The organism is Sphingomonas jatrophae (genome assembly GCF_900113315.1).
GTDB lineage: Bacteria > Pseudomonadota > Alphaproteobacteria > Sphingomonadales > Sphingomonadaceae > Sphingomonas_P > Sphingomonas_P jatrophae.
The window spans coordinates 1,349,343-1,369,336 of the sequence record NZ_FOZG01000001.1 but is presented as its reverse complement, the minus strand read 5'-3'; the positions used below and the strand labels follow the sequence as shown (position 1 = coordinate 1,369,336).

The following is a 19,994-nucleotide window of genomic DNA, read 5'->3' as shown; positions in this document are numbered from 1 at the left end:
CGTCTTTTAAAATGGAAGCACGGCGCATCGCCGGGCGCCGCTCAGCCGAACAGCCATGTCGCCGCGGCGCCCGCCAAGGCTGCGGCGATCGCGACGGCCGTATAGCGCCAGCCGCCGCCGAGGCGCACCACACGCACCTCGGGCAAGGGCGGGGCAGGGGGAGCGCCGCCGGGGGCGGGGTAGCGCGCCTCGATGCGGCGGACGAGATCGGGCAGGCGGGCGAGCGTCTGCACGTCCTCGACGATGCGGTCGGCCAGCCACGCCTCGGGGCCGAGCTCGCTCCGGATCCATTCGCGGACGTACGGGGCGGCGGCGTCCCACAGGTTGATGTCGGGATCGAGCGAGGTGGCGACGCCCTCCACCATCACCATCGTCTTCTGCAGCAGCAGCAGATGCGGCTGGACCTGCATGTCGAAATCGCGGGTAATGGCGAACAGGCCGTCGAGCATCCGGCCGATCGACATCTCCTTGACCGGCAGGCCGCGCATCGGCTCCCCGACGGCGCGCAGAGCGGTGGCGAACTCGCCGACATCGTGGTGGGCGGGGACGTATTGCGCCTCGAAGTGGATTTCGGCGACGCGGCGGTAATTGCCGGTGATCAGGCCGTAGAGGATCTCCGCCAGCCAGACGCGGGCGCGCCGATCGATCCGGCCCATGATGCCGAAATCGATCGCCACCAGCGTGCCATCGGCGCGGGCGAACAGATTGCCCTGGTGCATGTCCGCATGGAAGAAGCCTTCGGCGATCGCCTGGCGCAGGAAGGAGCGGATCAGCGTGCGGGCGAGTGCCGGCAGATCGTGGCCGGCGGCGATCAGGCCGGCGCGGTTCGACAGCTTGGTGCCGTCGATCCATTCCAGCGTCAGCACGCGGCCGGAGGTGCGCTGCCAGTCGATCGCGGGAACGGCGAAGCCCGGCTCCGCCGCCATCCGCTCGGCCAGTTCGGAGGCGGAGGCGGCTTCGCGCCGCAGGTCCAGCTCGCGCGCGGTCCAGCGGCGGAAGGTGGCGATCACCATGCGCGGGCGGAGCCGGGCCGCCTCGTCGCCGCCGCGGGCTTCGAGTTGCGCGGCGGCCCATTCGTAGGTGTCGATGGCGCGGGCGAACTCGGCATCGACGCCCGGCCGCAGCACCTTCACGGCAACGCGGCGGCCATCATGCGTGACGGCGCGGTGGACCTGCGCGATCGAGGCGGCGCCGACCGGCCGCTCCTCGATCTCGGCGAACAGGGTGTCGAGCGGACGGAGGAAGCTGCCCTCGATCTCCGCGCGGATCGCGGCGAAGGGGACGGGCGGCAGATTGTCCTGCAGGCGCGTGAGATCGCGCGCCGCCGCCTCGCCGACGAGGTCGGGCCGGGTGGCGAGCGTCTGGCCGAGCTTGATCGCGGCGGGGCCGATCGCCTCCAGCGCATCGGCATAAGCGGGCTCGGCCGGCAGGCGCGCGCCGATGCGGAGGATGCGCGCGGCGCGGCGGACCAGCGGCGGGGCGAGCGGATCGCGCTCGATCCCGCGCAGCGCGCCGTGGCGGGCGAGCGTGCGGCCCCATTTGGCGAGGCGCCAGGCGTGAACGATGGGCTGCGTCACGCGACGGTCAGATCTTCCAGCCGCTGTGGATCGCGACGAGGCCGCCGAGGATCGGCTCCGCCTTCACCTGCACGAAGCCGGCCTCCTCGATCATCGCCTTGAAGGCGGGCATGTCGGGGAAGCGGCGGATCGACTCGATCAGGTAGCGGTAGCTGGCCTCGTCATTGGCGAGCAGCTTGCCGAGCTTCGGCACGAGGCGGTGCGAATAGGCATCGTAGACGTCGGCGAAGCCGGGCCATGTCGTCGTCGAGAATTCGAGGCAGAAGAAGCGGCCGCCACGCTTCAGCACGCGCCGCGCCTCGCGGAGCGCTGCGGGAATATCGGTGACGTTCCGGATGCCGAAGGCGATGGTGTAGGCATCGAACTGGCGATCGGGGAAGGCGAGCACCTCCGCATTCGCTTCCGTCCAGACGAGGCCGTTGATGCCGCGCTTGGTCGCGCGCTGCATGCCGACCTCGAGCATCGCGGCGTTGATGTCCGCCACCGTCACGCGCGTGCCGCGGGCGGCGAGGCGGAAGGCGATGTCGCCCGTCCCGCCGGCCATGTCGAGGATCTGCTCGCCGGGACGGGGCGCGACGCGGCGGACGAAATGATCCTTCCACAGCCGGTGCATGCCACCCGACATGGCATCGTTCATCAGATCGTAGCGGGCCGCGACCGAGCGGAACACGTCGCCGACGCGCGCGGTCTTCTCGGAAGGGGTGACGTCGGTATAGCCGAAGGAGACGGTGTCGCTCATGCTCCACCCCTTAGGGCCGCGCGGGCTGCAAGCGAAGAGCTTGTTTCGGAGGCGGAGCCGGGACGCGCCTCGGCGGTTGATGGGGGCAGAGGAAGAGGGAGGAAACGCCATGGACATTTCGACCGGCCCCGTGATCGAGCGGGTGGCGCGCGTGCTCGCCGGGCAGCGGCTGAGCGCCAATGCGGGCGGCGACCAGGAATCGGCCGGGCCGGCGGTGGACGCGGCGTGGCGCGACTATCGCGCGGACGCAATCGCGGTGTTGAAGACGCTGCGGGAGCCCGACCGGCGGATGGCGGCGGCGGGCGACCCGGCCGTGTGGGAGCGGATGATCCTGGCAGCGCTGGAGGAGTAGAGGCGTTTGCGTGGAGCGCCGCGCTGGCCTAGTTCGCCCCAGTGCCTGAGCTACCCGAAGTCGAGACCACCGTGCGCGGGCTGCGGCCCGTGCTGGACGGCGCGCGGCTGACGCTGGTCGAGCCGCGGCGCGCCGACATCCGTCGCGCCATCCCGCCGGACCTGCGCCAGCGGCTGACCGGCGCCGCGGTGACGGGGCTGGGGCGCCGGGCGAAATATGGGCTGATCGACACGGATCGCGGCGACACGCTGATCTTCCATCTCGGCATGTCGGGCCGGTGGCGGATCGATCCGGCGGAGATCGGGGCGCACGACCATCTGGTGATCGAGACGGATGGCGGACGGCGGCTGGCGCTCAACGACCCGCGCCGATTCGGATCGCTCGATCTGGTGGCGACGGCGGACGTTGCGGCGTGGCCGCCCTTTGCGGCGCTGGGGCCTGAGCCGCTGGGCAAGAGCTTCACCGGCGCGCATCTGGCGCGGGCGTTCGAGGGGCGGGTGGCGCCGGTCAAGCCGCTGCTGCTCGACCAGCGGATCGTCGCCGGGCTCGGCAACATCTATGTGTGCGAGGCGCTGAACCTTGCGCGAATCGCACCGACCAAGCCCGCCGGGCAGATTGCGCGCGCGGCGCTCGACCGGCTGGCGGCGGCGGTGCGGCAGGTGCTGCTCGCGGCGATCGATGCGGGCGGATCGACGCTGCGCGACTATGCCGCACCCGATGGGCAGCTCGGCTATTTCTCCAAGCAGTTCCGGGTCTATGGCCGCGAGGGCGAGCCCTGTCCATGCGGGCGCGGCATCGTCGAGCGGCGCGTGGATGGCGGGCGATCGACCTTCTGGTGCCGTGCCTGCCAGCGTTGACCCGAGCGCTGCCTTGCGCTAGGGGGCCCGTCTGTCCGGTGCGGCACGCTTTCCACGCGTGCTCCGCGCCGTTTTCATTTTGAGATCAGTCGAGGGACCAGCAGTCGCATGGCGAACACGCCGCAAGCCAAGAAGCGCATCCGCCGCAACGGCCGCCGGGCCGAGATCAACGGGGCGCGCGTCAGCCGCGTCCGGACCTTCGTGAAGAAGGTCGAGTCGGCGATCGGCGCGGGCGACAAGGCGGCGGCAGTCGCGGCGCTGGCAGCGGCGCAGCCGGAGATCCAGCGCGGCGTGTCCAAGGGCGTGATGCACAAGAACACCGCCTCGCGGAAGTTCGCGCGCCTGACCAAGGCGGTCTCCGCGCTGGCATAACGCCTGCCGGTCGAGCATTCGGAAAGCCCGCCGCGGATCGCTCCGCGGCGGGCTTTGCTTTGTCCGGAGCCTGTCTTGAACCGATGCGGCGAAGCTGCGGGAATCGCGCGATTCGTGTCTGAGGTCGGGGCCAAGCCATTGTAATTGCGATTAGAATTCGGCCGGTGCCGGATTTCCGGGCGGTTCGGGTGTCAAGGCGGTATATTTAGCTTTTGTGACCCGACCGGGGCTTGATCGAACCCGCGGCTGCCTCTTTATTCGGCCTCCCAGCCGCCGGGCGAATCTCCCGGCTGGCTTAGCGGAACAGGGCAGCAAGTGGCGCAGGCGGGGGGCCGCCGCGCACCGGATAGTCATGTCGTCAACGGGGGTGAGAGGGCTCACCCGCGAACGAGGGAATTTGCGTGGCGCGAACGGGCGAGATCGATGGTGATGCCCGGGGGCCGGCCTCCGGCATGGCGCCGTGCGAGGATGCGGCGGCGCTGGCGGCCGCGTGGGGCGCGGTGTGCGATTCGCTGCGCCGCTCGATCGGCGCACGGCCGTTCGAGCATTGGCTGAAGCCGCTGGCGCTCGGCGGCTTCGATCCGGCGAGCGGGCGGCTGACGCTGCTGGCCGCATCGCCGTTCATGGCGGGCTGGGTCGCCAACCATTATCAGGATCACCTCGCCGCCGCGTGGCGCGCAACCTGGCCGGCGGTGCGCAGCATCGCGGTGGAAGCGGGTACGGCGCCGCTGGCGCCTGCACTGTTCGAGACTGCGCCCGTCGCGCCACCGGCCGCGGCCGTGGTGGCGGAGGAACCGGCGGAAGCGCCGCCCGCGCTCGATCCGCGTTACCGGTTCGACAGCTTCGTCGTCGGCAAGGCCAATGAGATGGCCTATAACGCCGCCAAGGCGATGGCAGCGGACGGGCCGATCGGCTTCAACCCGCTCTTCCTCCATGGCGGCACGGGGCTCGGCAAGACGCACCTGATGCACGCCATCGGCCATGATTTCCTCGCCGCCCGGCCGGGCGCGCGGGTGATCTACATGTCGGCCGAGAAGTTCATGTTCGAGTTCGTCGCGGCAATGCGCGCGAAGGATACGTACAGCTTCAAGGCGCGGCTGCGCGCGGCCGACCTGCTGATGATCGACGATGTGCAGTTCATCGCCGGCAAGGACAGCACGCAGGAAGAATTCTTCCACACGATGAACGAGATCATCGGCGCGGGCCGCCGTCTCGTCATCACCGCGGATCGCAGCCCGCAATCGCTGGAGGGGATCGAGTCGCGCATCCTCTCGCGCCTGTCGTGGGGCCTCGTCGCGGACGTGAACCCGGCCGACTTCGAGCTGCGCTACAACATCATCTGCAAGAAGCTGGAGCAGATGCCCGACGCGCGCGTGCCCGACGAGGTGGCGATGTTCCTCGCCCGCCGGATCAGCGCGAACGTGCGCGAGCTGGAAGGCGCGCTCAACCGCGTCGTCGCTTATGCCACGCTGCAGAACCGGATCGTCGATACCGATTTCGCCGCCGAGGTGCTGGCGGACCTGCTGCGCGCGACGCAGCGGCGGATCACGATCGACGAGATCCAGCGCAAGGTTTCCGACCATTATCGCATCCGCCAGGCGGAGATGAGCTCGGCGCGGCGTGCGCGCGAGGTGGCGCGGCCGCGGCAGATCGCGATGTATCTGGCCAAGCAGCTGACGCCGCGCTCGCTGCCCGAGATCGGCCGTCGTTTCGGCGGGCGCGATCATACGACGGTGATCCACGCGGTGAAGCAGATCGAGAAGCTGCGCGCGGCCGATGCGGAACTGGATGCGGACGTGCGGCTGCTGATCCGGCAGCTGGAGGGATAAGGCTCCCGCCGGCATGGCGGGCAAAGCAGAACGCCGCCCGGTCGCGGGACCGGGCGGCGTTGCTGTGTTCGGACGGGGTCGTCTCAGCCGCGGGGCGGGGGCGCCACGGTGATGCGGACCTCTTCGCCATTGCGGCCGGGGAAGCCGGTGAACAGCGCCTCGACCAGGTTCGGCACGAGCGTCGGCAGGCTGTTGGTGCGCGAGCGGGCCTTGGCTTTGCCCTCGAACAGACGCTGCCCATCCGCGGTGCGGTTGATCGTCATGTCGAGATAGCTGGTATAGTAGGTATAGCTGTCGACCTGCGGGCCGTAGAAGAAGGGGTCATTCCAGCCCCAGCCCCAGCCGCCGAAGCCGCCGCGGCGATACCCGCCCCAGCCGCCGAAACCGCCATAACCCCACGGACCGCCATAGCCGCCGAAGCCCGGCGTGGAGACGACCTTCTCGTTGCCGTTATCGACGCCGTAATCGACGTTCACGACGAAGGTGGCCGAACGCGGATTGGCCGCGGGCTGATAGCCCTGCGCGACGAGCGCCTGGCTGATGATGCCGGCATATTGCTGGAACTCGAGCCCGCCCTGGTTGCGCGGGTTGACCGCCTGGACGGTGAAGCTCTGCCCGGCAGGCGGCGGCATCTGCTGGAAGCGCGCGACATCCGCCTTGAAGGGCGTGGCGCAGGCGGACAGCGCGAGCAGCGCCGCTGGCGCGGCGAGCGTGAAGATCGTGCGACTAAGCGACATGGAAGCGGACCTCATGCGGGCGACACCGGATGGTAAGCCCGGAAGGGCTTATCGGCCAAGTGCACTGAACGGGCGTTGAACGGATGACGAACGCTGCCGGTTGCAGCGGGCCGCCAATCTATCCAAGCGGTTGAAGACGCACCCGATTGGGGGCGCCGGGCTGATCCCGATGTGGGATGCGCGCCCGCCCGCTTCAATGACCCCGCGGCGGGATCAACTGTACGGAATCGCTCGCAAAATCTCAGTCCAGGCCGAGGGCCGCGTAGGCGCCGGCGAGCGTCGGTGCGGCGATCTCCCGCGCGCGGGCGGCGCCATGCGCGAGCAGGCGATCGAGCTCGGCGGGATCGCGGCGGAGCTCAGCCAGGCGCGTGCCGATCGGGCGGAGCGTCTCCACCACAAGCTCCGCCAGCGCGGGCTTGAACGCACCGAAGCCCTGGCCGGCAAAGCGGGCGAGCACCTGCGCCTGCGTCTCGTCCGACAGCGCGGCATAGATGGCGACGAGGTTGCGAGCCTCGGGCCGGCCCTCCAGCTGCGCAGGATCGTCGGGCAGCGGCTCGGGATCGGTCTTGGCCTTGCGCAGCTTGGCGGCGATCGCGTCGGGATCGTCGGACAGGTTGACGCGGCTCATGTCCGAGGGATCGGACTTGCTCATCTTCGCCGATCCGTCGCGCAGGGACATGATGCGCGCGGCAGCGGGCGGGATGATCGGCTCGGGCAGGGTGAACAGCTCGGTCGCGAAATCGGTGTTGAACTTGGTCGCGATGTCGCGCGCCAGCTCCAGATGCTGCTTCTGATCCTCGCCCACGGGCACATGGGTAGCGCGGTAGAGCAGGACGTCGGCCGCCTGGAGGACGGGATAGGCGAACAAGCCGACGGACGCGCCCTCGCGGTTCTTGCCGGATTTCTCCTTGAACTGCGTCATGCGGTTCAGCCAGCCGATGCGGGCGGTGCCGTTGAGCAGCCAGCACAGCTCGGCATGGGCAGGGACGGCGGCCTGGCGGAACAAGGTCGCCTTCGCCGGATCAACACCCGCGGCGAACAGCGCGGCGGCGATCTCGCGGATGTTCGCCTTCAGCGCGGCGGGATCGTTGTGGACGGTGATGGCGTGCAGATCGGCGAGGAAGAACAGCTTCTCGCCATCGAACTGATCCTGCATCCGCACCCAGTTGCGGATCGCGCCGAGATAATTGCCGAGGTGGAGCTGGCCGGTGGGCTGGATGCCGGAGACGATGCGGGTCATGCCCGCGCGTGTTGCGGACGGGCGCGGCGCGGTCAAGCGCGGCGACGTGCCACCAATGCCTTCAGTTCGCTCAGGCGGAACGCGCCGATGGCGAAGCAGGCAGCGACATAGACGGCGACGCCGCCGCCGACCAGCACGGCCAGTGCGGCGAAGCGGACGGGCAGCGATCCGGTGAGATAAGGATCGGCCAGCGGATCGAGCAGCCACAGCACGACCCCCATCGCCAGCGCGGCAAGCGCAAGGCGGGGCAGGCGGTGGCGGAGCTTGGCATCGGCGGTGAAGTGGCCGCGCTTGCCGAGCGTGCGATAGAGCAGGGCGACATTGACGAGGCTGGCCACCGCGGTCGCCAGCGGCGGACCGACATGGCCGATCAGCGGGATCAGGATGAGATTGCCGACGAAGTTCACGCCGATCGACATCGTCGCATAGCGGACCGGCGTCTTTGTATCCTCGCGCGCGTAGAAGCCGGGCGTCAGCACCTTGACCAGCACGTAGGCGGGTAGGCCGAGCGAGAAGGCGGACAGCGCCCAGCCGCAGCGGATGCTGTCCTCCGCGGTAAAGGCGCCGTGCTGGAACAGGCCGCGGACGATCGGCTCCGCCGCGACGATGAAGGCGACGGTGGCAGGCAAAGTGAGCAGGAGCGCCAGCTCGATGCCCCTGTTCTGCGTCTCCATCGCCTGGCGCTCCTCACCGCGGGCGAGCAGGCGCGAGATGGTGGGCAGGAGAATCGTGCCGAGGCCGATGCCGATCAGGCCGAGCGGCAGCTGGTTCAGCCGATCCGCGTAATAGATGTAGGAGATGGCGCCGGGATCGAGCAGCCGGCCGGCCAGCGCGGTCGAGACGAGCAGGTTGACCTGCACCGCGCCCGCACCTGCTGCGGCGGGGACGATCAGGCGGAGCAGCTGGCGCACGTCATCGTCGATGCGCGGCAGGCGCAAGCGCAGCACCACCCCCGCCTTGCGGCAGGCGATCACCAGCCAGCCGAGCTGGAGCGCGCCGCCGACGGTGACGGCGATCGCCTGCACGCGCGCCGTCTCATACGGGTCCGAGCCATGGAACAGCCACAGGCCGACGATCATCGCGATGTTGAGCAGGATCGGCGCGGCGGCATTCACCCAGTAGCGATCGAGCGAGTTGAGGATGCCGCCGAGCAGCGAGACCAGCGAGATGAGGAACAGATAGGGCAGGGTGATGCGCGACAGCAGCACCGCGAAGGCGAATTGCTGCGGGCTGGGATCGTTGAAGCCGCCCGACAGCGCCCAGGTGACCGGCCAGGCGGCGATCATCAGCAGGGCGGTGAAGATCACCAGCACCGGGAACAGCACCGACAGTGCCTGTTCGGCAAAGGCGAGGCCCGCGGGCGTGCCGCCGCCTTCCGCGGACTTCCGGTTGAACATCGGGATGAACGCGGCGGAGAAGGCGCCTTCCGCAAACAGCGCGCGGAACATGTTCGGCAGGCGGAAGGCGACGAGGAACGCGTCCGATGCGAAGCCCGCGCCGACATAGGTGGCCTGGAGCGAATCGCGCAGCAGCGCGAGGACGCGGCTGACGAGTGTCAGGCCGCCGACCGAGCCGAGCGAGCGGACGAGGTTCATGCCGTCATCCGCCTAGGACGAGGTTCGTGCTGAGCGTGTCGCGACACTGGTCTTCTTCTGGATCACGGAGAAGGACAGACCTTCGACACGCTCAGCGCGAACGGGACAGGATCAGGCCTGGCCGGCCGGCTCACCCTGGAGCGCGCCGAACTGGTCCTGCGCCTGCGCCATGTAGAGCGCGCCGAAATCGATCGGCTCCAGCATGAGCGGCGGATAATTGCCGTCGCGCGTCACGTCGGCGACGACCCGGCGGGCGAAGGGGAAGATGAGCCGCGGCGCTTCGGCCAGCAGGAAGGGCTGGAGCTGATCCTCGGGCACGTTGCGCACGCCGAACAGCCCGGCGTAGGACAGGTCCACCACGAAGGCGACCTGATCGTCGACGCTCGCCTTGGCGTCGATCTTCAGCACTACCTCGTAGACGCCGTCGCCGATCACCGACGAACCGATGTTGAACTGCACATCGATGCGCGGCTGCGCCTGGCTCTGGAAGATCATCGGCGCGTTCGGATTCTCGAACGACAGATCCTTCACATATTGCGTGATCAGGCCGACGGCGGGGCTGGTATCCTCGCCATTGGCCGGAAAGCCCTGATCGGGGGCGAAGGCGGGCTCATCGGCCATAAAGAACAGTCCTTTGCTGGGAGTGGCGCGCGGCTAGCAGTGGAGCCTTGAGCCCGCAAGGCGTGGGGGCTCAGCGCGGCTTGACGAACCTGAGCGTCAGGCGGTCGCTTTCGCCGATCGCGACATATTTGGCGCGGTCCTTGTCACCCAGCCGCAGGACGGGCGGCAGCGTCCAGACGCCTTGGGGATGATCGTGCGTGTCCTTGGGGTTGGCATTGACGCGGGACTCGCCGGCCAGCTTGAACCCCGCCGCCGTGGCGAGGCGGAGGATGGTGGAGCGCTTGACGTAGCCGCTCGATTTCTCGCGCGCGGTGTCCATCTCCTCGGGCAGGCGATGGTCGACGACGCCGAGCGTGCCGCCCGGCTTCAGCGCAGCGAAGAAGGCGCGGAAGGCACCGGCCGCGGCGGCATCGTTCGCCATCAGCAGATTGTGGACGTTGCGGAAGGTGAGGATCACATCGGCCGAGTTGGGCGCCAGCGACGACGTGCCTGCCGCGGCGTCGAGCGTGGCGACCTCGACCGGGCCGAACCAGTCGGCCTTGCCGGCGAAATAGGTCCGGGCCTTGTCCGCCCCTGCCGCGGAGACGAGCGGGATATAGCGGCCGCGGCCCTTCTGCAGCGGAGCCAGGATCTCCGAATACCAGCCGCCGCCGGGCTGGAACTCGACCACCGTCTGGCCAGGCTTGACCCCGAAGAAGCGGAGCGTCTCCATCGGATGGCGATAGCGATCGCGCGTGCGGTTCGCCTCGGCACGGCGGCCGTCGCTCAGCGTCGTGACGAGCGGATCGGCGGTGCGGGCAGGGGCGGGGGCTGTCGCGGTAATCAGCGTCGCGGCCAAGGCGGCGATCAGGGGGTGGCGCATCGCGTCTGTCCTCTCCATCTGGTTCGCGCGCGACGATGACGGGGGAGTGAGGCGCTTGCAAGCAGGCTGGCTGACGGTGGCGGCGGCGGGCGGCGCTGTGGCGCTGGCCGCGAGCCTGGCGGAGCGCCGCCGGATGCGCCGGCGCGAGACGCACGGCGTCGGCTGGATGCCGTGGTCGGGGATCGTGGTGGCGGCCTGCTTCGTCGCGCTGACGGCGCTGGGTGTCGGCCTGAAGAGCTAGGGCGTCGGCCAGTCGCGCGCCCAGCAGCGCGGCGGATCGTGCGGCACGATCATCGCGGGTGCTGTGGGGCGGATCCAGTCGGGCAGGCGGGCGAGCGGCGCGACATAGGTGTCGGCACCCCCCGGCACGACGCCGAGATAGCTGCACAAGGGCGGCGGCGCGGTGGGGAAGGTGAGTGCGCGGCGAAGCTCGTTGAGCGGTGTGACGAAGCCGATCGCCAATGCGAAGGCGGCGATGCCCTGCCACAGGCGATACTCGCGGGTGGCGCCGTTACGGGCGAGCAGATCGGCCAGCATCACCGCCAGGATCGCCAGTGCGGGCATCGAGGCGCGCATCGCGAAGTCGGCGGACTGGCCGATCTGGATGAAGGGCACGACGAGCAAGGTGGCGGCGACGAGCGCGAGGGTGATGCCGCCGAAGCGCATGCCCGCGCGCGTCGCGCCGAGCGCGAGCAGGAAGGGCAACACCTCGAGTCCGACGAACAGCGCCCACACGGCGAAGGGCAGGGGGGCGGGTCGCGAGCCGACGCTGCTGCTGCCCGCGGCGAGATAGAGCAGGCCCGGCAACGCGACCGCGCAGGCGAGCGCGGGGAGGGCGATGTCGATCGGCCGCAGCCCACGCCGGGCCAGCGTGGCGATCCCGGCATGGGCGGCGAAGGGCAGCACGCCGATCAGCGCCAGCGGTGACCACAACGCCAGCAGCGGCAGCGGCGCGAGCGCCCCGACCAGCGCGATCCGCCGCTGATGCCAGAGCAGATAGAGCAAGGCGGCGGTCCAGCCCGCCAGCCCATGCTGGGGCACCCAGAAGAGCATCGTCAGGTGCGACGAATATTGCGTGATCGTCCACCATTCGAGGTGGCCCGACAGGCGCACGCCGGCGATCGCGGCACCGATCAGGTCCATCCCCGACAGGCCGATCGCGATCACCGCGGCCAGTTCGCGCGCGCGGCGGGTGGCGAACAGGGTGGAGCCGAGCGCGAGCAAAGCGGTGAGCAGAGCCGCATTCTGGATCAGCAGCGCGATCTCCGCCGCGTGGAACCCGCCCGCCTTTCCGACGAGGGCGGGCAGCAGATACATGGCGGAGGGCAGGCGCAGGACGAGCGGCTCCGGCCCCGCATAGGCCCATGGCCATGGATAGGTGACGAGATCGCGCAGCACCGCATCGCGCACCTGCCAATCGGGGTTGGCGTAGAAGAGCCGCCCCTCGCCGCCGAGCAGGCAGAGCGTGAGCGCGACGGCGCCGAGCAGCGCGAGACGGCGGAGCGGAATGGCGGCTGGCGCAAGCGCGCGGACGCTGCCCGCGGTGACGAGGGTCAGCGCGGCGGCGGCGAACGCCTGCGCGGGTAGGCCGAAGCCGAGGAAGCGGAGGAGGAGAAGCTGCGGAAGTGCGAGGAGGATGAGGCCGAGGGTGAGCAGCGGGCGGGTGGATAGCGCAAGCACTTCTGTTCCAGCCTCGTCATGCTGAACTTGTTTCAGCATCCACCGGGCGGCCTGACCTTCGGCCGCCGGCTCTCGCCGCACGGTGGATCCCGAAACAAGTTCGGGATGACGGTGTGGGGCGTTACCCGCGGCCGCCGGTGCATGCCGCACGGCGGATCCTGAAACGAGTTCAGGACGACGGTGGAAGGTCATGTCCGGGCGCCTGACGAGGCGCTCAGAGGCACGCCTCGAGGAACGGCTGGTCGAAGCCGAACTGCTTGGCCTTTTCCAGCGTGTAGGGGCGCAGGCCCATGGCGCGATATTCGCCCTTGATGCGGCCGTCGGCATCCTCGTCGAGATATTCGAACTTGAAGAGCTCCTGCGTGACGATCACCGGCCCCTCCATCCCGATCACCTCGGTGATGTTGGTGACGCGGCGCGAACCGTCGCGCAGGCGCTTCACCTGGATGATGAGATCGACCGAGTCGGCGATCTGGCGGCTGATCGCCTCCTTGGGCACCTTGATGTCCGACATCATCACCATGTTCTCCATACGCGCCAGCGCCTCGCGCGGGCTGTTGGAGTGGAGCGTACACATGGAGCCGTCGTGGCCGGTGTTCATGGCGGCCAGCATGTCGAAACATTCGGGCCCGCGGATCTCGCCCAGGATGATGCGATCCGGACGCATACGCAGCGCGTTGACGACGAGATCGCGGATGGTGATCGCGCCCTGACCCTCAAGGTTCGGCGGGCGCGTTTCCAGCGGCAGCCAGTGCGGCTGCTGGAGGCGAAGCTCGGCCGCGTCCTCGATGGTGATGACGCGCTCGCCCGGGTCGATCATCTTGGACAGGGCGTTCAGCATCGTCGTCTTGCCCGAGCCGGTGCCGCCCGAAATGACGATGTTGAAGCGGCTGGCCCCGGCGATCTTCAGCGCCGTCGCCATCTTGGGGCTCATCGAGCCATAGCCCGCCATGATGTCGAGCGTGATCGGCTTGGCCGAGAACTTACGGATCGAGATGGCGGTGCCGCGCAGCGACAAGGGCGGCACGATGACGTTGACGCGGCTGCCGTCGGAGAGACGTGCGTCGGCCAGCGGCGTCGTCTGGTCGACGCGGCGGCCGACCTTGCTGACGATGCGCTGCGCGATCTGAAACAGATGCTCCTCGTCGCGGAACTGGATCGCCGCGATTTCGAGCTTGCCCTTTTTTTCGATGTAGGTCTGCTCGGGGCCGTTCACCATGATGTCGGTGATCAGCGGATCGTTGAGCAGCTCCTCGAGCGGCCCGAGGCCGAGCAGCTCGTCGACCAGCACCTTTTCCAGCGCGAACTGCTCGCGCCGGTTGAGCGTGATCTTCAGCTCGGCCAGCACCTCGCCGATGATCGGGCGGAATTCCTCGGCCAGCTCGTCCTTGCTGAGCGTGGCGGCCGCCTCGGGATCGACGCGTTCGAGCAGGCGCGGCAGCACCTGTTCCTTGATCTTGTGGACCGACGCCTCGAACCCCTCGACGACGGAGCGACCCGCCTCGCCGCTGGCAGCCTGCCGCTCGGTCAGGCGGGCCATCGCGTCGGCGTGGGGGCCGGCGGGGAGGTCGGACGAGAGGGAGCTCGGCTCCAGCGGCGGAAATTGCGTGCCGCCCTCGGGCGCGCTGCCGCCGCCCTGCATCGGGCGCGCAACGCCGAAGGCCGGGCGTCCACCCGATCCGCTGTTAAGCCCGCCGCGACGCCCGAATGCGCTCATGCCCGTCGATCCCGAACCCTGTTCCGCATGGTGCGGAAGACTGGCGACCGGGCTTAGCGGCGAGACTTTTACAATCTCCTAACCACGGGAGCGTGGGGGATACGCATGTCGGCTTGTGCCGGCGCTTCGGCGGAATAGGCTGTCCGTGTGTCGTTTCGGGGAGAGATCATGATGTCAGCCGTCGTCGCCGCATTAATCGTCATGGCCACGCCCGCGAAGGCGGCCGCCGTGCTGCCGGCTTGGCTCGCCGGGTGCTGGGTGGCGGAGGACGGGGCCGACTGGACCGAGGAATGCTGGACCAGCCCGCGTGCCGGCATGATGCTGGGCAGCGCCATCAGCGGGGCTGGGGCGAAGCTGCAGACGTGGGAGACGATGCAGATCGAGCTTTCGCCCGTCACTCCAACCGGTGAGCGCGCGAAGATGGCCTTCTGGGCGGCGCCGCGGGCGGGCGCGCGAACGATGTTCGCTCAGGTGCCGGATGCGCCCGGGCCGGGGCTGACCTTCGTCAATGCGGGCAACGATTTCCCGCAGCGCGTCCATTATTGGCAGGAGGGAGATCGTCTGCGCGCGGAAATCTCGCGCGCGGACGGGACAAACAGGCTCAGCTGGAGCTATCGACGCAGGCCCTAGCGGGCCTGCGCGCCGTCAGGCGACCTCTCGCGCGGCCTCGGCCAGCACGGTCAGGCCCTGCTCGTTCACTTCGGCAAAGCCGCCTTCGACATGGATGCGCGCGACGACCGTCGCCGGGCCGGAGAAGACCTGCAACTCGCCCGAGCGGATCACCGCCATGAGCGGCGCATGCCCCTCGAGCACGCCGAAGTCGCCCTCGGTGCCGGGCACGACGACCATGTGGACCTGCTCGGAGCGGAGCTGCTTCTCGGGGGTCACGAGGGTGAAGTTCAGCGCCATGTCTATCCTCTGTCCGCAATGGCACGGTCGAACGCCGTGACCGCCGCGTCGAACTTGTCCCGGCAACCGGGATTGCAGAAGCCGACCACCGCGCCCCGGTAGCGGGTCAGCGCGTCTGCCGAGATCGGATCACCCGACCAGGGGCAGACGTCGTTAACCGCTTCCGCCAGCGCAGCGGCGGCCTCGGCCATCAGGCCGCCTCGGCCAGCTTCTGTGCCTTGGCGACCGCTTCCTCGATGCCGCCGACCATGTAGAAGGCAGCCTCGGGCAGGTGGTCATACTCGCCGTCGACCACCGCCTTGAACGACTTCACCGTATCCTCGATCTGGACGAACTTGCCCGAGATGCCGGTGAAGACTTCCGCGACGTGGAAGGGCTGGCTGAGGAAGCGCTGGATCTTCCGCGCGCGGCTGACGGTGATCTTGTCCTCTTCCGACAGCTCGTCCATCCCGAGGATGGCGATGATGTCCTGCAGCGACTTGTACTTCTGCAGGGTCTCCTGGACGGCGCGCGCCGTCTGGTAATGCTCCTCACCGACGACGCGCGGCTCGAGCACGCGGCTGGTCGAGTCGAGCGGATCGACGGCCGGGTAGATGCCCAGCTCCGAAATGGCGCGCGACAGCACGGTGGTGGCGTCCAGGTGGGCGAAGGAGGTGGCCGGGGCCGGGTCGGTCAGATCGTCCGCGGGGACGTAGATCGCCTGGACGCTCGTGATCGAGCCCTTGTTGGTCGAGGTGATCCGCTCCTGCAGCGCGCCCATGTCGGTCGACAGCGTCGGCTGATAGCCCACGGCCGACGGAATACGGCCGAGCAGCGCCGACACTTCCGAACCCGCCTGGGTGAAGCGGAAGATGTTGTCGACGAAGAAGAGCACGTCCTGGCCCTCCTGGTCGCGGAAATATTCGGCCATCGTCAGGCCCGAGAGGGCGACGCGGGCACGCGCGCCCGGCGGCTCGTTCATCTGGCCGAATACGAGCGCGACCTTGGAGCCCTCCGGCGTGGGGTTGCCGGCCTCGTCCTTGGCGATGACGCCCGCGTCGAGGAACTCGTGGTAGAGGTCGTTGCCCTCGCGGGTCCGCTCACCGACGCCGGCGAACACGGACACGCCGCCATGGCCCTTGGCGATGTTGTTGATCAGCTCCTGGATGAGCACGGTCTTGCCGACGCCCGCGCCGCCGAACAGGCCGATCTTGCCGCCGCGGGCATAAGGCGCGAGCAGGTCGATCACCTTGATGCCGGTGACGAGGATCGCGCTCTCGGTCGACTGGTCGGCAAAGGCGGGAGCCTCGGCGTGGATCGGCGCGGTCTGCGTCGCATTCACCGGACCACGCTCGTCGATCGGCTCACCGATGACGTTCAGGATGCGGCCGAGCGTCTGCGGGCCGACGGGCACGCGAATCTGCGAGCCGGTGTCGGTGACTTCCTGACCGCGCGTCAGGCCCTCCGTCGCGTCCATCGCGATGCAGCGGACCATGTTCTCGCCGAGGTGCTGCGCGACCTCAAGGACGAGGCGGTTGCCGCCATTGTAGGTCTCCAGCGCGGAGAGGATCGCCGGCAGCTGCGTGTCGAACGCGACGTCGACGACGGCGCCGATCACCTGCGCGATGCGGCCGACATTGTTGGTGGTCTGCACGGGGGCGGTTGCCATCGTTCGGTCCTGCTTTCCTTAGCGTCATCCCGGCGACGGGTATGACGGTCCTCGTTCGTGTCTTTAGAGCGCTTCTGCGCCTTTTGTCTTCGGTCTCGCTTACAGCGCTTCCGCGCCCGCGATGATCTCGATCAGCTCGGTCGTGATCGCCGCCTGGCGGCTGCGGTTATACTGGATGCTGAGCCGGTTGATCAGATCGCCGGCGTTGCGCGTCGCATTGTCCATCGCGGTCATGCGGCTGCCCTGCTCGGACGCGGCATTTTCGAGCATCGCGCGGAACAGCTGGATCGCGATGTTGCGCGGCAGCAGCTCGGCGAGGATCGTCTCCTCGTCGGGTTCATATTCGACCACCGCGCTGGTGCCCGACGCCTGCGTCTCGACCGCGGGGGCGAGCGGCACGGGGATCAGCTGAAGCTGCGTCGGCTCCTGCACCAGCGCCGAGCGGAAGCGGGCGAAGAACAGGTGCGCCACGTCATATTCGCCAGCCTCGTAGCGCGCGATCAGATCGCGGGAGACTTCGAGCGCGTCGATGAAGCCGACATTCTTGATGTGGCTCTGATCGACCTGGTGGACGATCTTGCCCGGATAGAGGCGCGAGATGACCGCGCGGCCCTTCTTGCCGATCAGGTAGAAGCGCACGTCCTTGCCCTCGGCGATCAGCTGATCGGCAGCCTTGCGCGCGGCGCGGACGATGTTGGTGTTGAACGCGCCGGCGAGGCCGCGCTCGGAGGTGGCGACGACCAGCAGGTGGCGCTTGTCGGAGCCGGTGCCCGCGATCAGCGGCGACGCGCCGGGGCCGACCTGCACCTTGGAGGCGAGGCTCGCCATCACCTGCGCCAGCTTCTCGGCATAGGGACGGCCCGCCTCGGCCGCGGCCTGCGCACGGCGCAGCTTGGCCGCGGCGACCATCTTCATCGCCTTGGTGATCTTCTGCGTAGAGCGGACCGAGTTGCGCCGGTCCTTGAGGGCTTTGAGGCTGGCCACTCGATCTTCCCCTTGATCGCCGCCCCGATGGTCACCGGGGCGGCGATATTCCTTTTACGCGAACGTCTTGGCGAAGCCTTCGATCGCGGCCTTGAGCTTGTTCGCCGTGTCGCCGCCGAGATCCTTGGTGTCGCGGATCTCGCCGAGCACGTCGGCATTGTGGGCGCGCATGTGGCTGAGCAGGCCCTGCTCGAAGCGGACCACCGAGCCGACCGGGATCGCATCGAGATAGCCGTTCACGCCCGCATAGATGGACGCCACCTGCTCTTCGAAGGGAAGCGGATTGAACTGCGGCTGCTTCAGCAGCTCGGTCAGGCGCGCGCCGCGGTTGAGCAGCTTCTGCGTGGATGCGTCGAGATCCGAGCCGAACTGCGCGAACGCCGCCATCTCGCGATACTGCGCCAGCTCCAGCTTGATCGAGCCGGCGACCTTCTTCATCGCCTTGGTCTGCGCGGAGGACCCCACGCGGCTGACCGACAGGCCGACGTTGATGGCCGGGCGGACGCCCTGGTAGAACAGGTCTGTCTCGAGGAAGATCTGGCCGTCGGTGATCGAGATGACGTTGGTCGGGATGTAGGCCGACACGTCGCCCGCCTGCGTCTCGATGATCGGCAGCGCGGTCAGCGAGCCGTTGCCGTTGGCGTCGTTCAGCTTCGCCGCACGCTCCAGCAGGCGCGAGTGGAGATAGAAGACGTCGCCCGGATAGGCTTCGCGGCCCGGCGGACGGCGCAGCAGCAGCGACATCTGGCGGTAGGCGACGGCCTGCTTCGACAGATCGTCATAGACGATGACGGCGTGCATGCCGTTATCGCGGAAATACTCGCCCATCGCGCAGCCGGTATAGGGCGCGAGGAACTGGAGCGGGGCGGGGTCCGACGCGGTGGCGGCGACGATGATGGAATAATCCATCGCGCCCTGCTCGGTCAGCGTGCGGACGAGCTGCGCCACGGTAGAGCGCTTCTGCCCGACGGCGACGTAGATGCAGTAGAGCTTCTTGCTCTCGTCCGTGCCGGCATTCGCCGTCTTCTGGTTGATGAAGGTGTCGATCGCGACGGCGGACTTGCCGGTCTGGCGATCGCCGATGATCAGCTCGCGCTGGCCGCGGCCGACGGGCACCAGCGCGTCGAGCGCCTTGAGGCCGGTCTGCACCGGCTCGTGCACCGACTTGCGCGGGATGATGCCGGGCGCCTTCACCTCGACGCGGCTGCGCTGGCTGTATTCGATCGGGCCCTTGCCGTCGATCGGATTGCCGAGCGCGTCGACGACGCGGCCGAGCAGGCCCTTGCCGACGGGCACGTCGACGATGGTCTGCGTGCGCTTGACGGTGTCGCCTTCCTTGATCTCGGCGTCCGAGCCGAAGATCACGACGCCGACATTGTCGGCCTCGAGGTTGAGCGCCATGCCCTGCACGCCGTTGGCGAAGGCGACCATCTCACCCGCCTGGACGTTGTCGAGGCCGTGGATGCGCGCGATGCCGTCGCCGACGGACAGCACCTGGCCGACCTCGGACACCTCGGCCTCGGTGCCGAAGCTGGCGATCTGATCCCGGATGACCCGGGAGATTTCTGCGGCGCGGATTTCCATGATGCTGCCTTAGCCTTTCATCGCGTGCGCGAGCGTGTTCAACTTGGTGCGGATCGAGCCGTCGATCTGGCGCGACCCGAGGCGGACGATCAGTCCACCGAGAATGGAGGGATCGACCTGGAGGTCGATCGCGACGTCGGTCTTGGTCTGCTGGCGGAGCCGGTCCCGCAGCTCGGCGATCTGATCGTCGGCGAGCGGGTGGGCGGAGATGACCTCCGCCGTCGTCTCGCCGCGGTGGCGCGCGGCCAGCCGCTCGAACGCGCGGATGATCGCCGGCAGCTGGATCAGGCGGCGATTGGCCGCGAGCACGCCGAGGAACTTGGTGGTGGTGGGATCGAGCCCCAGCTCCCCCGCCGCCGCGGCGATGGCGCGGCCGGCATCGGCGCGCGGCAGCAGCGGGTTCGTCGTCACCGTGCGGAGATCGTCCGATTCCGTGAGCGCGCGCTTCAGCGTCGCGAGGCTCGCCCCGACGGCTTCCAGCTGCCGCTCATCGCGGGCAAGCTCGAACAATGCCAGCGCATAGCGCCCACCAAGGCTGGCCTGGATGCCGCCGCCAACATTACCGCCGGAACTCTCCACGCGTGCGCCGTCCCCGTTGCCGATTCGTTACCCATGCGGAAGAGGGGCGCCGGATCAGCGCCCAAGCGTGGGTGGCGGCCGGTTAGCAGGCGATCCTTGAGCGTGCAACCCG

Annotated in this window: 21 protein-coding genes; 6 read left to right on the top strand and 15 right to left on the bottom strand. The window is 68.8% G+C overall.

Translation table 11 applies throughout. The annotated features are described in order from the left end of the window. Window positions 1-41: 41 nt before the first annotated feature. Window positions 42-1,577: a 2-polyprenylphenol 6-hydroxylase gene (gene ubiB, locus BM360_RS06455; RefSeq protein ID WP_093312542.1), complete on the bottom strand. Its 1,536-nt coding sequence runs from the start codon at window positions 1,575-1,577 to the stop codon at window positions 42-44. Between the two features lie 7 nt (window positions 1,578-1,584). Next, window positions 1,585-2,316 carry a class I SAM-dependent methyltransferase gene (locus BM360_RS06450; RefSeq protein ID WP_093312539.1) on the bottom strand — a complete coding sequence of 244 codons (732 nt, stop codon included), beginning with the start codon at window positions 2,314-2,316 and terminating at the stop codon, window positions 1,585-1,587. A 109-nt stretch (window positions 2,317-2,425) separates the two neighbouring features. On the opposite strand from BM360_RS06450, the gene BM360_RS06445 reads away from it, so the two are divergent. The 4 genes from BM360_RS06445 (at window position 2,426) to dnaA (ending at window position 5,726) form a co-directional block, all read left to right on the top strand. Then, window positions 2,426-2,668: a hypothetical protein gene (locus BM360_RS06445; protein ID WP_093312536.1), complete on the top strand. Its 243-nt coding sequence runs from the start codon at window positions 2,426-2,428 to the stop codon at window positions 2,666-2,668. 41 nt (window positions 2,669-2,709) lie between these two features. Continuing rightward, window positions 2,710-3,525, top strand: a complete 816-nt coding sequence (gene mutM / locus BM360_RS06440) for a bifunctional DNA-formamidopyrimidine glycosylase/DNA-(apurinic or apyrimidinic site) lyase (RefSeq protein WP_093312533.1) — start codon at window positions 2,710-2,712, stop codon at window positions 3,523-3,525. A gap of 108 nt (window positions 3,526-3,633) precedes the next feature. Further along, window positions 3,634-3,897: a 30S ribosomal protein S20 gene (gene rpsT, locus BM360_RS06435; protein ID WP_093312530.1), complete on the top strand. Its 264-nt coding sequence runs from the start codon at window positions 3,634-3,636 to the stop codon at window positions 3,895-3,897. A 452-nt stretch (window positions 3,898-4,349) separates the two neighbouring features. Further along, window positions 4,350-5,726, top strand: coding sequence for a chromosomal replication initiator protein DnaA (dnaA, locus tag BM360_RS06430; RefSeq protein WP_093312528.1), 1,377 nt, complete (start codon window positions 4,350-4,352; stop codon window positions 5,724-5,726). An 83-nt stretch (window positions 5,727-5,809) separates the two neighbouring features. On the opposite strand, the gene BM360_RS06425 is transcribed toward dnaA, so the two are convergent. The 5 genes from BM360_RS06425 to BM360_RS06405 form a co-directional block, all read right to left on the bottom strand. Further along, window positions 5,810-6,463, bottom strand: a complete 654-nt coding sequence (locus BM360_RS06425) for a DUF4136 domain-containing protein (RefSeq protein ID WP_093312525.1) — start codon at window positions 6,461-6,463, stop codon at window positions 5,810-5,812. Between the two features lie 241 nt (window positions 6,464-6,704). Then, a complete protein-coding gene (trpS, locus tag BM360_RS06420; protein WP_093312521.1) occupies window positions 6,705-7,703 on the bottom strand; it encodes a tryptophan--tRNA ligase in 999 nt (332 codons plus the stop codon). A gap of 32 nt (window positions 7,704-7,735) precedes the next feature. Continuing rightward, entirely contained in the window at window positions 7,736-9,298 is a 1,563-nt protein-coding gene (murJ, locus tag BM360_RS06415) for a murein biosynthesis integral membrane protein MurJ (protein ID WP_093312518.1), read from the bottom strand. Window positions 9,299-9,409: 111 nt separating this feature from the next. Beyond that, window positions 9,410-9,919, bottom strand: a complete 510-nt coding sequence (gene secB / locus BM360_RS06410) for a protein-export chaperone SecB (protein WP_093312514.1) — start codon at window positions 9,917-9,919, stop codon at window positions 9,410-9,412. Window positions 9,920-9,989: 70 nt separating this feature from the next. Then, entirely contained in the window at window positions 9,990-10,781 is a 792-nt protein-coding gene (locus BM360_RS06405) for a class I SAM-dependent methyltransferase (RefSeq protein ID WP_093312511.1), read from the bottom strand. A 46-nt stretch (window positions 10,782-10,827) separates the two neighbouring features. Between BM360_RS06405 and BM360_RS06400 the strand changes: the two genes are divergently transcribed. Next, complete coding sequence (locus BM360_RS06400; RefSeq protein ID WP_242653341.1) at window positions 10,828-11,022, top strand: hypothetical protein; 195 nt, start codon at window positions 10,828-10,830, stop codon at window positions 11,020-11,022. On the opposite strand, the gene BM360_RS06395 is transcribed toward BM360_RS06400, so the two are convergent. Both BM360_RS06395 and BM360_RS06390 read right to left on the bottom strand, forming a co-directional pair. After that, entirely contained in the window at window positions 11,019-12,461 is a 1,443-nt protein-coding gene (locus BM360_RS06395) for a hypothetical protein (RefSeq protein ID WP_093312504.1), read from the bottom strand. The two genes, BM360_RS06400 and BM360_RS06395, sit on opposite strands and share 4 nt — an antisense overlap. Window positions 12,462-12,675: 214 nt before the next feature. Then, window positions 12,676-14,178, bottom strand: coding sequence for a TadA family conjugal transfer-associated ATPase (locus BM360_RS06390; protein ID WP_093312497.1), 1,503 nt, complete (start codon window positions 14,176-14,178; stop codon window positions 12,676-12,678). Window positions 14,179-14,346: 168 nt separating this feature from the next. On the opposite strand from BM360_RS06390, the gene BM360_RS06385 reads away from it, so the two are divergent. Continuing rightward, entirely contained in the window at window positions 14,347-14,808 is a 462-nt protein-coding gene (locus tag BM360_RS06385; RefSeq protein WP_131819192.1) for a DUF6265 family protein, read from the top strand. Window positions 14,809-14,823: 15 nt separating this feature from the next. On the opposite strand, the gene BM360_RS06380 is transcribed toward BM360_RS06385, so the two are convergent. The 6 genes from BM360_RS06380 to BM360_RS06355 all read right to left on the bottom strand — a co-directional run bounded on the left by BM360_RS06380 (window position 14,824) and on the right by BM360_RS06355 (window position 19,882). Further along, a complete protein-coding gene (locus tag BM360_RS06380) occupies window positions 14,824-15,087 on the bottom strand; it encodes an ATP synthase F1 subunit epsilon (RefSeq protein WP_093312483.1) in 264 nt (87 codons plus the stop codon). Window positions 15,088-15,089: 2 nt separating this feature from the next. Next, window positions 15,090-15,278, bottom strand: coding sequence for a glutathione S-transferase (locus BM360_RS06375; protein ID WP_093312481.1), 189 nt, complete (start codon window positions 15,276-15,278; stop codon window positions 15,090-15,092). After that, a complete protein-coding gene (atpD, locus tag BM360_RS06370; protein ID WP_093312478.1) occupies window positions 15,278-16,735 on the bottom strand; it encodes a F0F1 ATP synthase subunit beta in 1,458 nt (485 codons plus the stop codon). The genes BM360_RS06375 and atpD overlap by 1 nt, the downstream gene beginning before the upstream one ends. 99 nt (window positions 16,736-16,834) lie before the next feature. Next, the gene (locus BM360_RS06365; protein WP_093312476.1) at window positions 16,835-17,719 is read right to left on the bottom strand and encodes a F0F1 ATP synthase subunit gamma; all 885 of its coding nucleotides are present in this window, start codon (window positions 17,717-17,719) and stop codon (window positions 16,835-16,837) included. Between the two features lie 54 nt (window positions 17,720-17,773). After that, window positions 17,774-19,303 carry a F0F1 ATP synthase subunit alpha gene (gene atpA, locus BM360_RS06360; RefSeq protein ID WP_093312473.1) on the bottom strand — a complete coding sequence of 510 codons (1,530 nt, stop codon included), beginning with the start codon at window positions 19,301-19,303 and terminating at the stop codon, window positions 17,774-17,776. Between the two features lie 9 nt (window positions 19,304-19,312). Then, window positions 19,313-19,882 (bottom strand): F0F1 ATP synthase subunit delta, encoded by a 570-nt coding sequence (locus BM360_RS06355; protein WP_093312471.1) that lies wholly within the window; start codon window positions 19,880-19,882, stop codon window positions 19,313-19,315. Window positions 19,883-19,994 lie beyond the last annotated feature (112 nt).

Bases quoted from the DNA above. Each gene is read 5' to 3' on its own strand.
- BM360_RS06450 (WP_093312539.1), bottom strand. From the start codon at position 2,316: ATGAGCGACACCGTCTCCTTCGGCTATACCGACGTCACCCCTTCCGAG.
- BM360_RS06445 (WP_093312536.1), top strand. From the start codon at position 2,426: ATGGACATTTCGACCGGCCCCGTGATCGAGCGGGTGGCGCGCGTGCTC.
- rpsT (WP_093312530.1), top strand. From the start codon at position 3,634: ATGGCGAACACGCCGCAAGCCAAGAAGCGCATCCGCCGCAACGGCCGC.
- dnaA (WP_093312528.1), top strand. From the start codon at position 4,350: ATGGCGCCGTGCGAGGATGCGGCGGCGCTGGCGGCCGCGTGGGGCGCG.
- BM360_RS06425 (WP_093312525.1), bottom strand. From the start codon at position 6,463: ATGTCGCTTAGTCGCACGATCTTCACGCTCGCCGCGCCAGCGGCGCTG.
- trpS (WP_093312521.1), bottom strand. From the start codon at position 7,703: ATGACCCGCATCGTCTCCGGCATCCAGCCCACCGGCCAGCTCCACCTC.
- murJ (WP_093312518.1), bottom strand. From the start codon at position 9,298: ATGAACCTCGTCCGCTCGCTCGGCTCGGTCGGCGGCCTGACACTCGTC.
- secB (WP_093312514.1), bottom strand. From the start codon at position 9,919: ATGGCCGATGAGCCCGCCTTCGCCCCCGATCAGGGCTTTCCGGCCAAT.
- BM360_RS06405 (WP_093312511.1), bottom strand. From the start codon at position 10,781: ATGCGCCACCCCCTGATCGCCGCCTTGGCCGCGACGCTGATTACCGCG.
- BM360_RS06390 (WP_093312497.1), bottom strand. From the start codon at position 14,178: ATGAGCGCATTCGGGCGTCGCGGCGGGCTTAACAGCGGATCGGGTGGA.
- BM360_RS06385 (WP_131819192.1), top strand. From the start codon at position 14,347: ATGATGTCAGCCGTCGTCGCCGCATTAATCGTCATGGCCACGCCCGCG.
- BM360_RS06380 (WP_093312483.1), bottom strand. From the start codon at position 15,087: ATGGCGCTGAACTTCACCCTCGTGACCCCCGAGAAGCAGCTCCGCTCC.
- BM360_RS06375 (WP_093312481.1), bottom strand. From the start codon at position 15,278: ATGGCCGAGGCCGCCGCTGCGCTGGCGGAAGCGGTTAACGACGTCTGC.
- atpD (WP_093312478.1), bottom strand. From the start codon at position 16,735: ATGGCAACCGCCCCCGTGCAGACCACCAACAATGTCGGCCGCATCGCG.
- atpA (WP_093312473.1), bottom strand. From the start codon at position 19,303: ATGGAAATCCGCGCCGCAGAAATCTCCCGGGTCATCCGGGATCAGATC.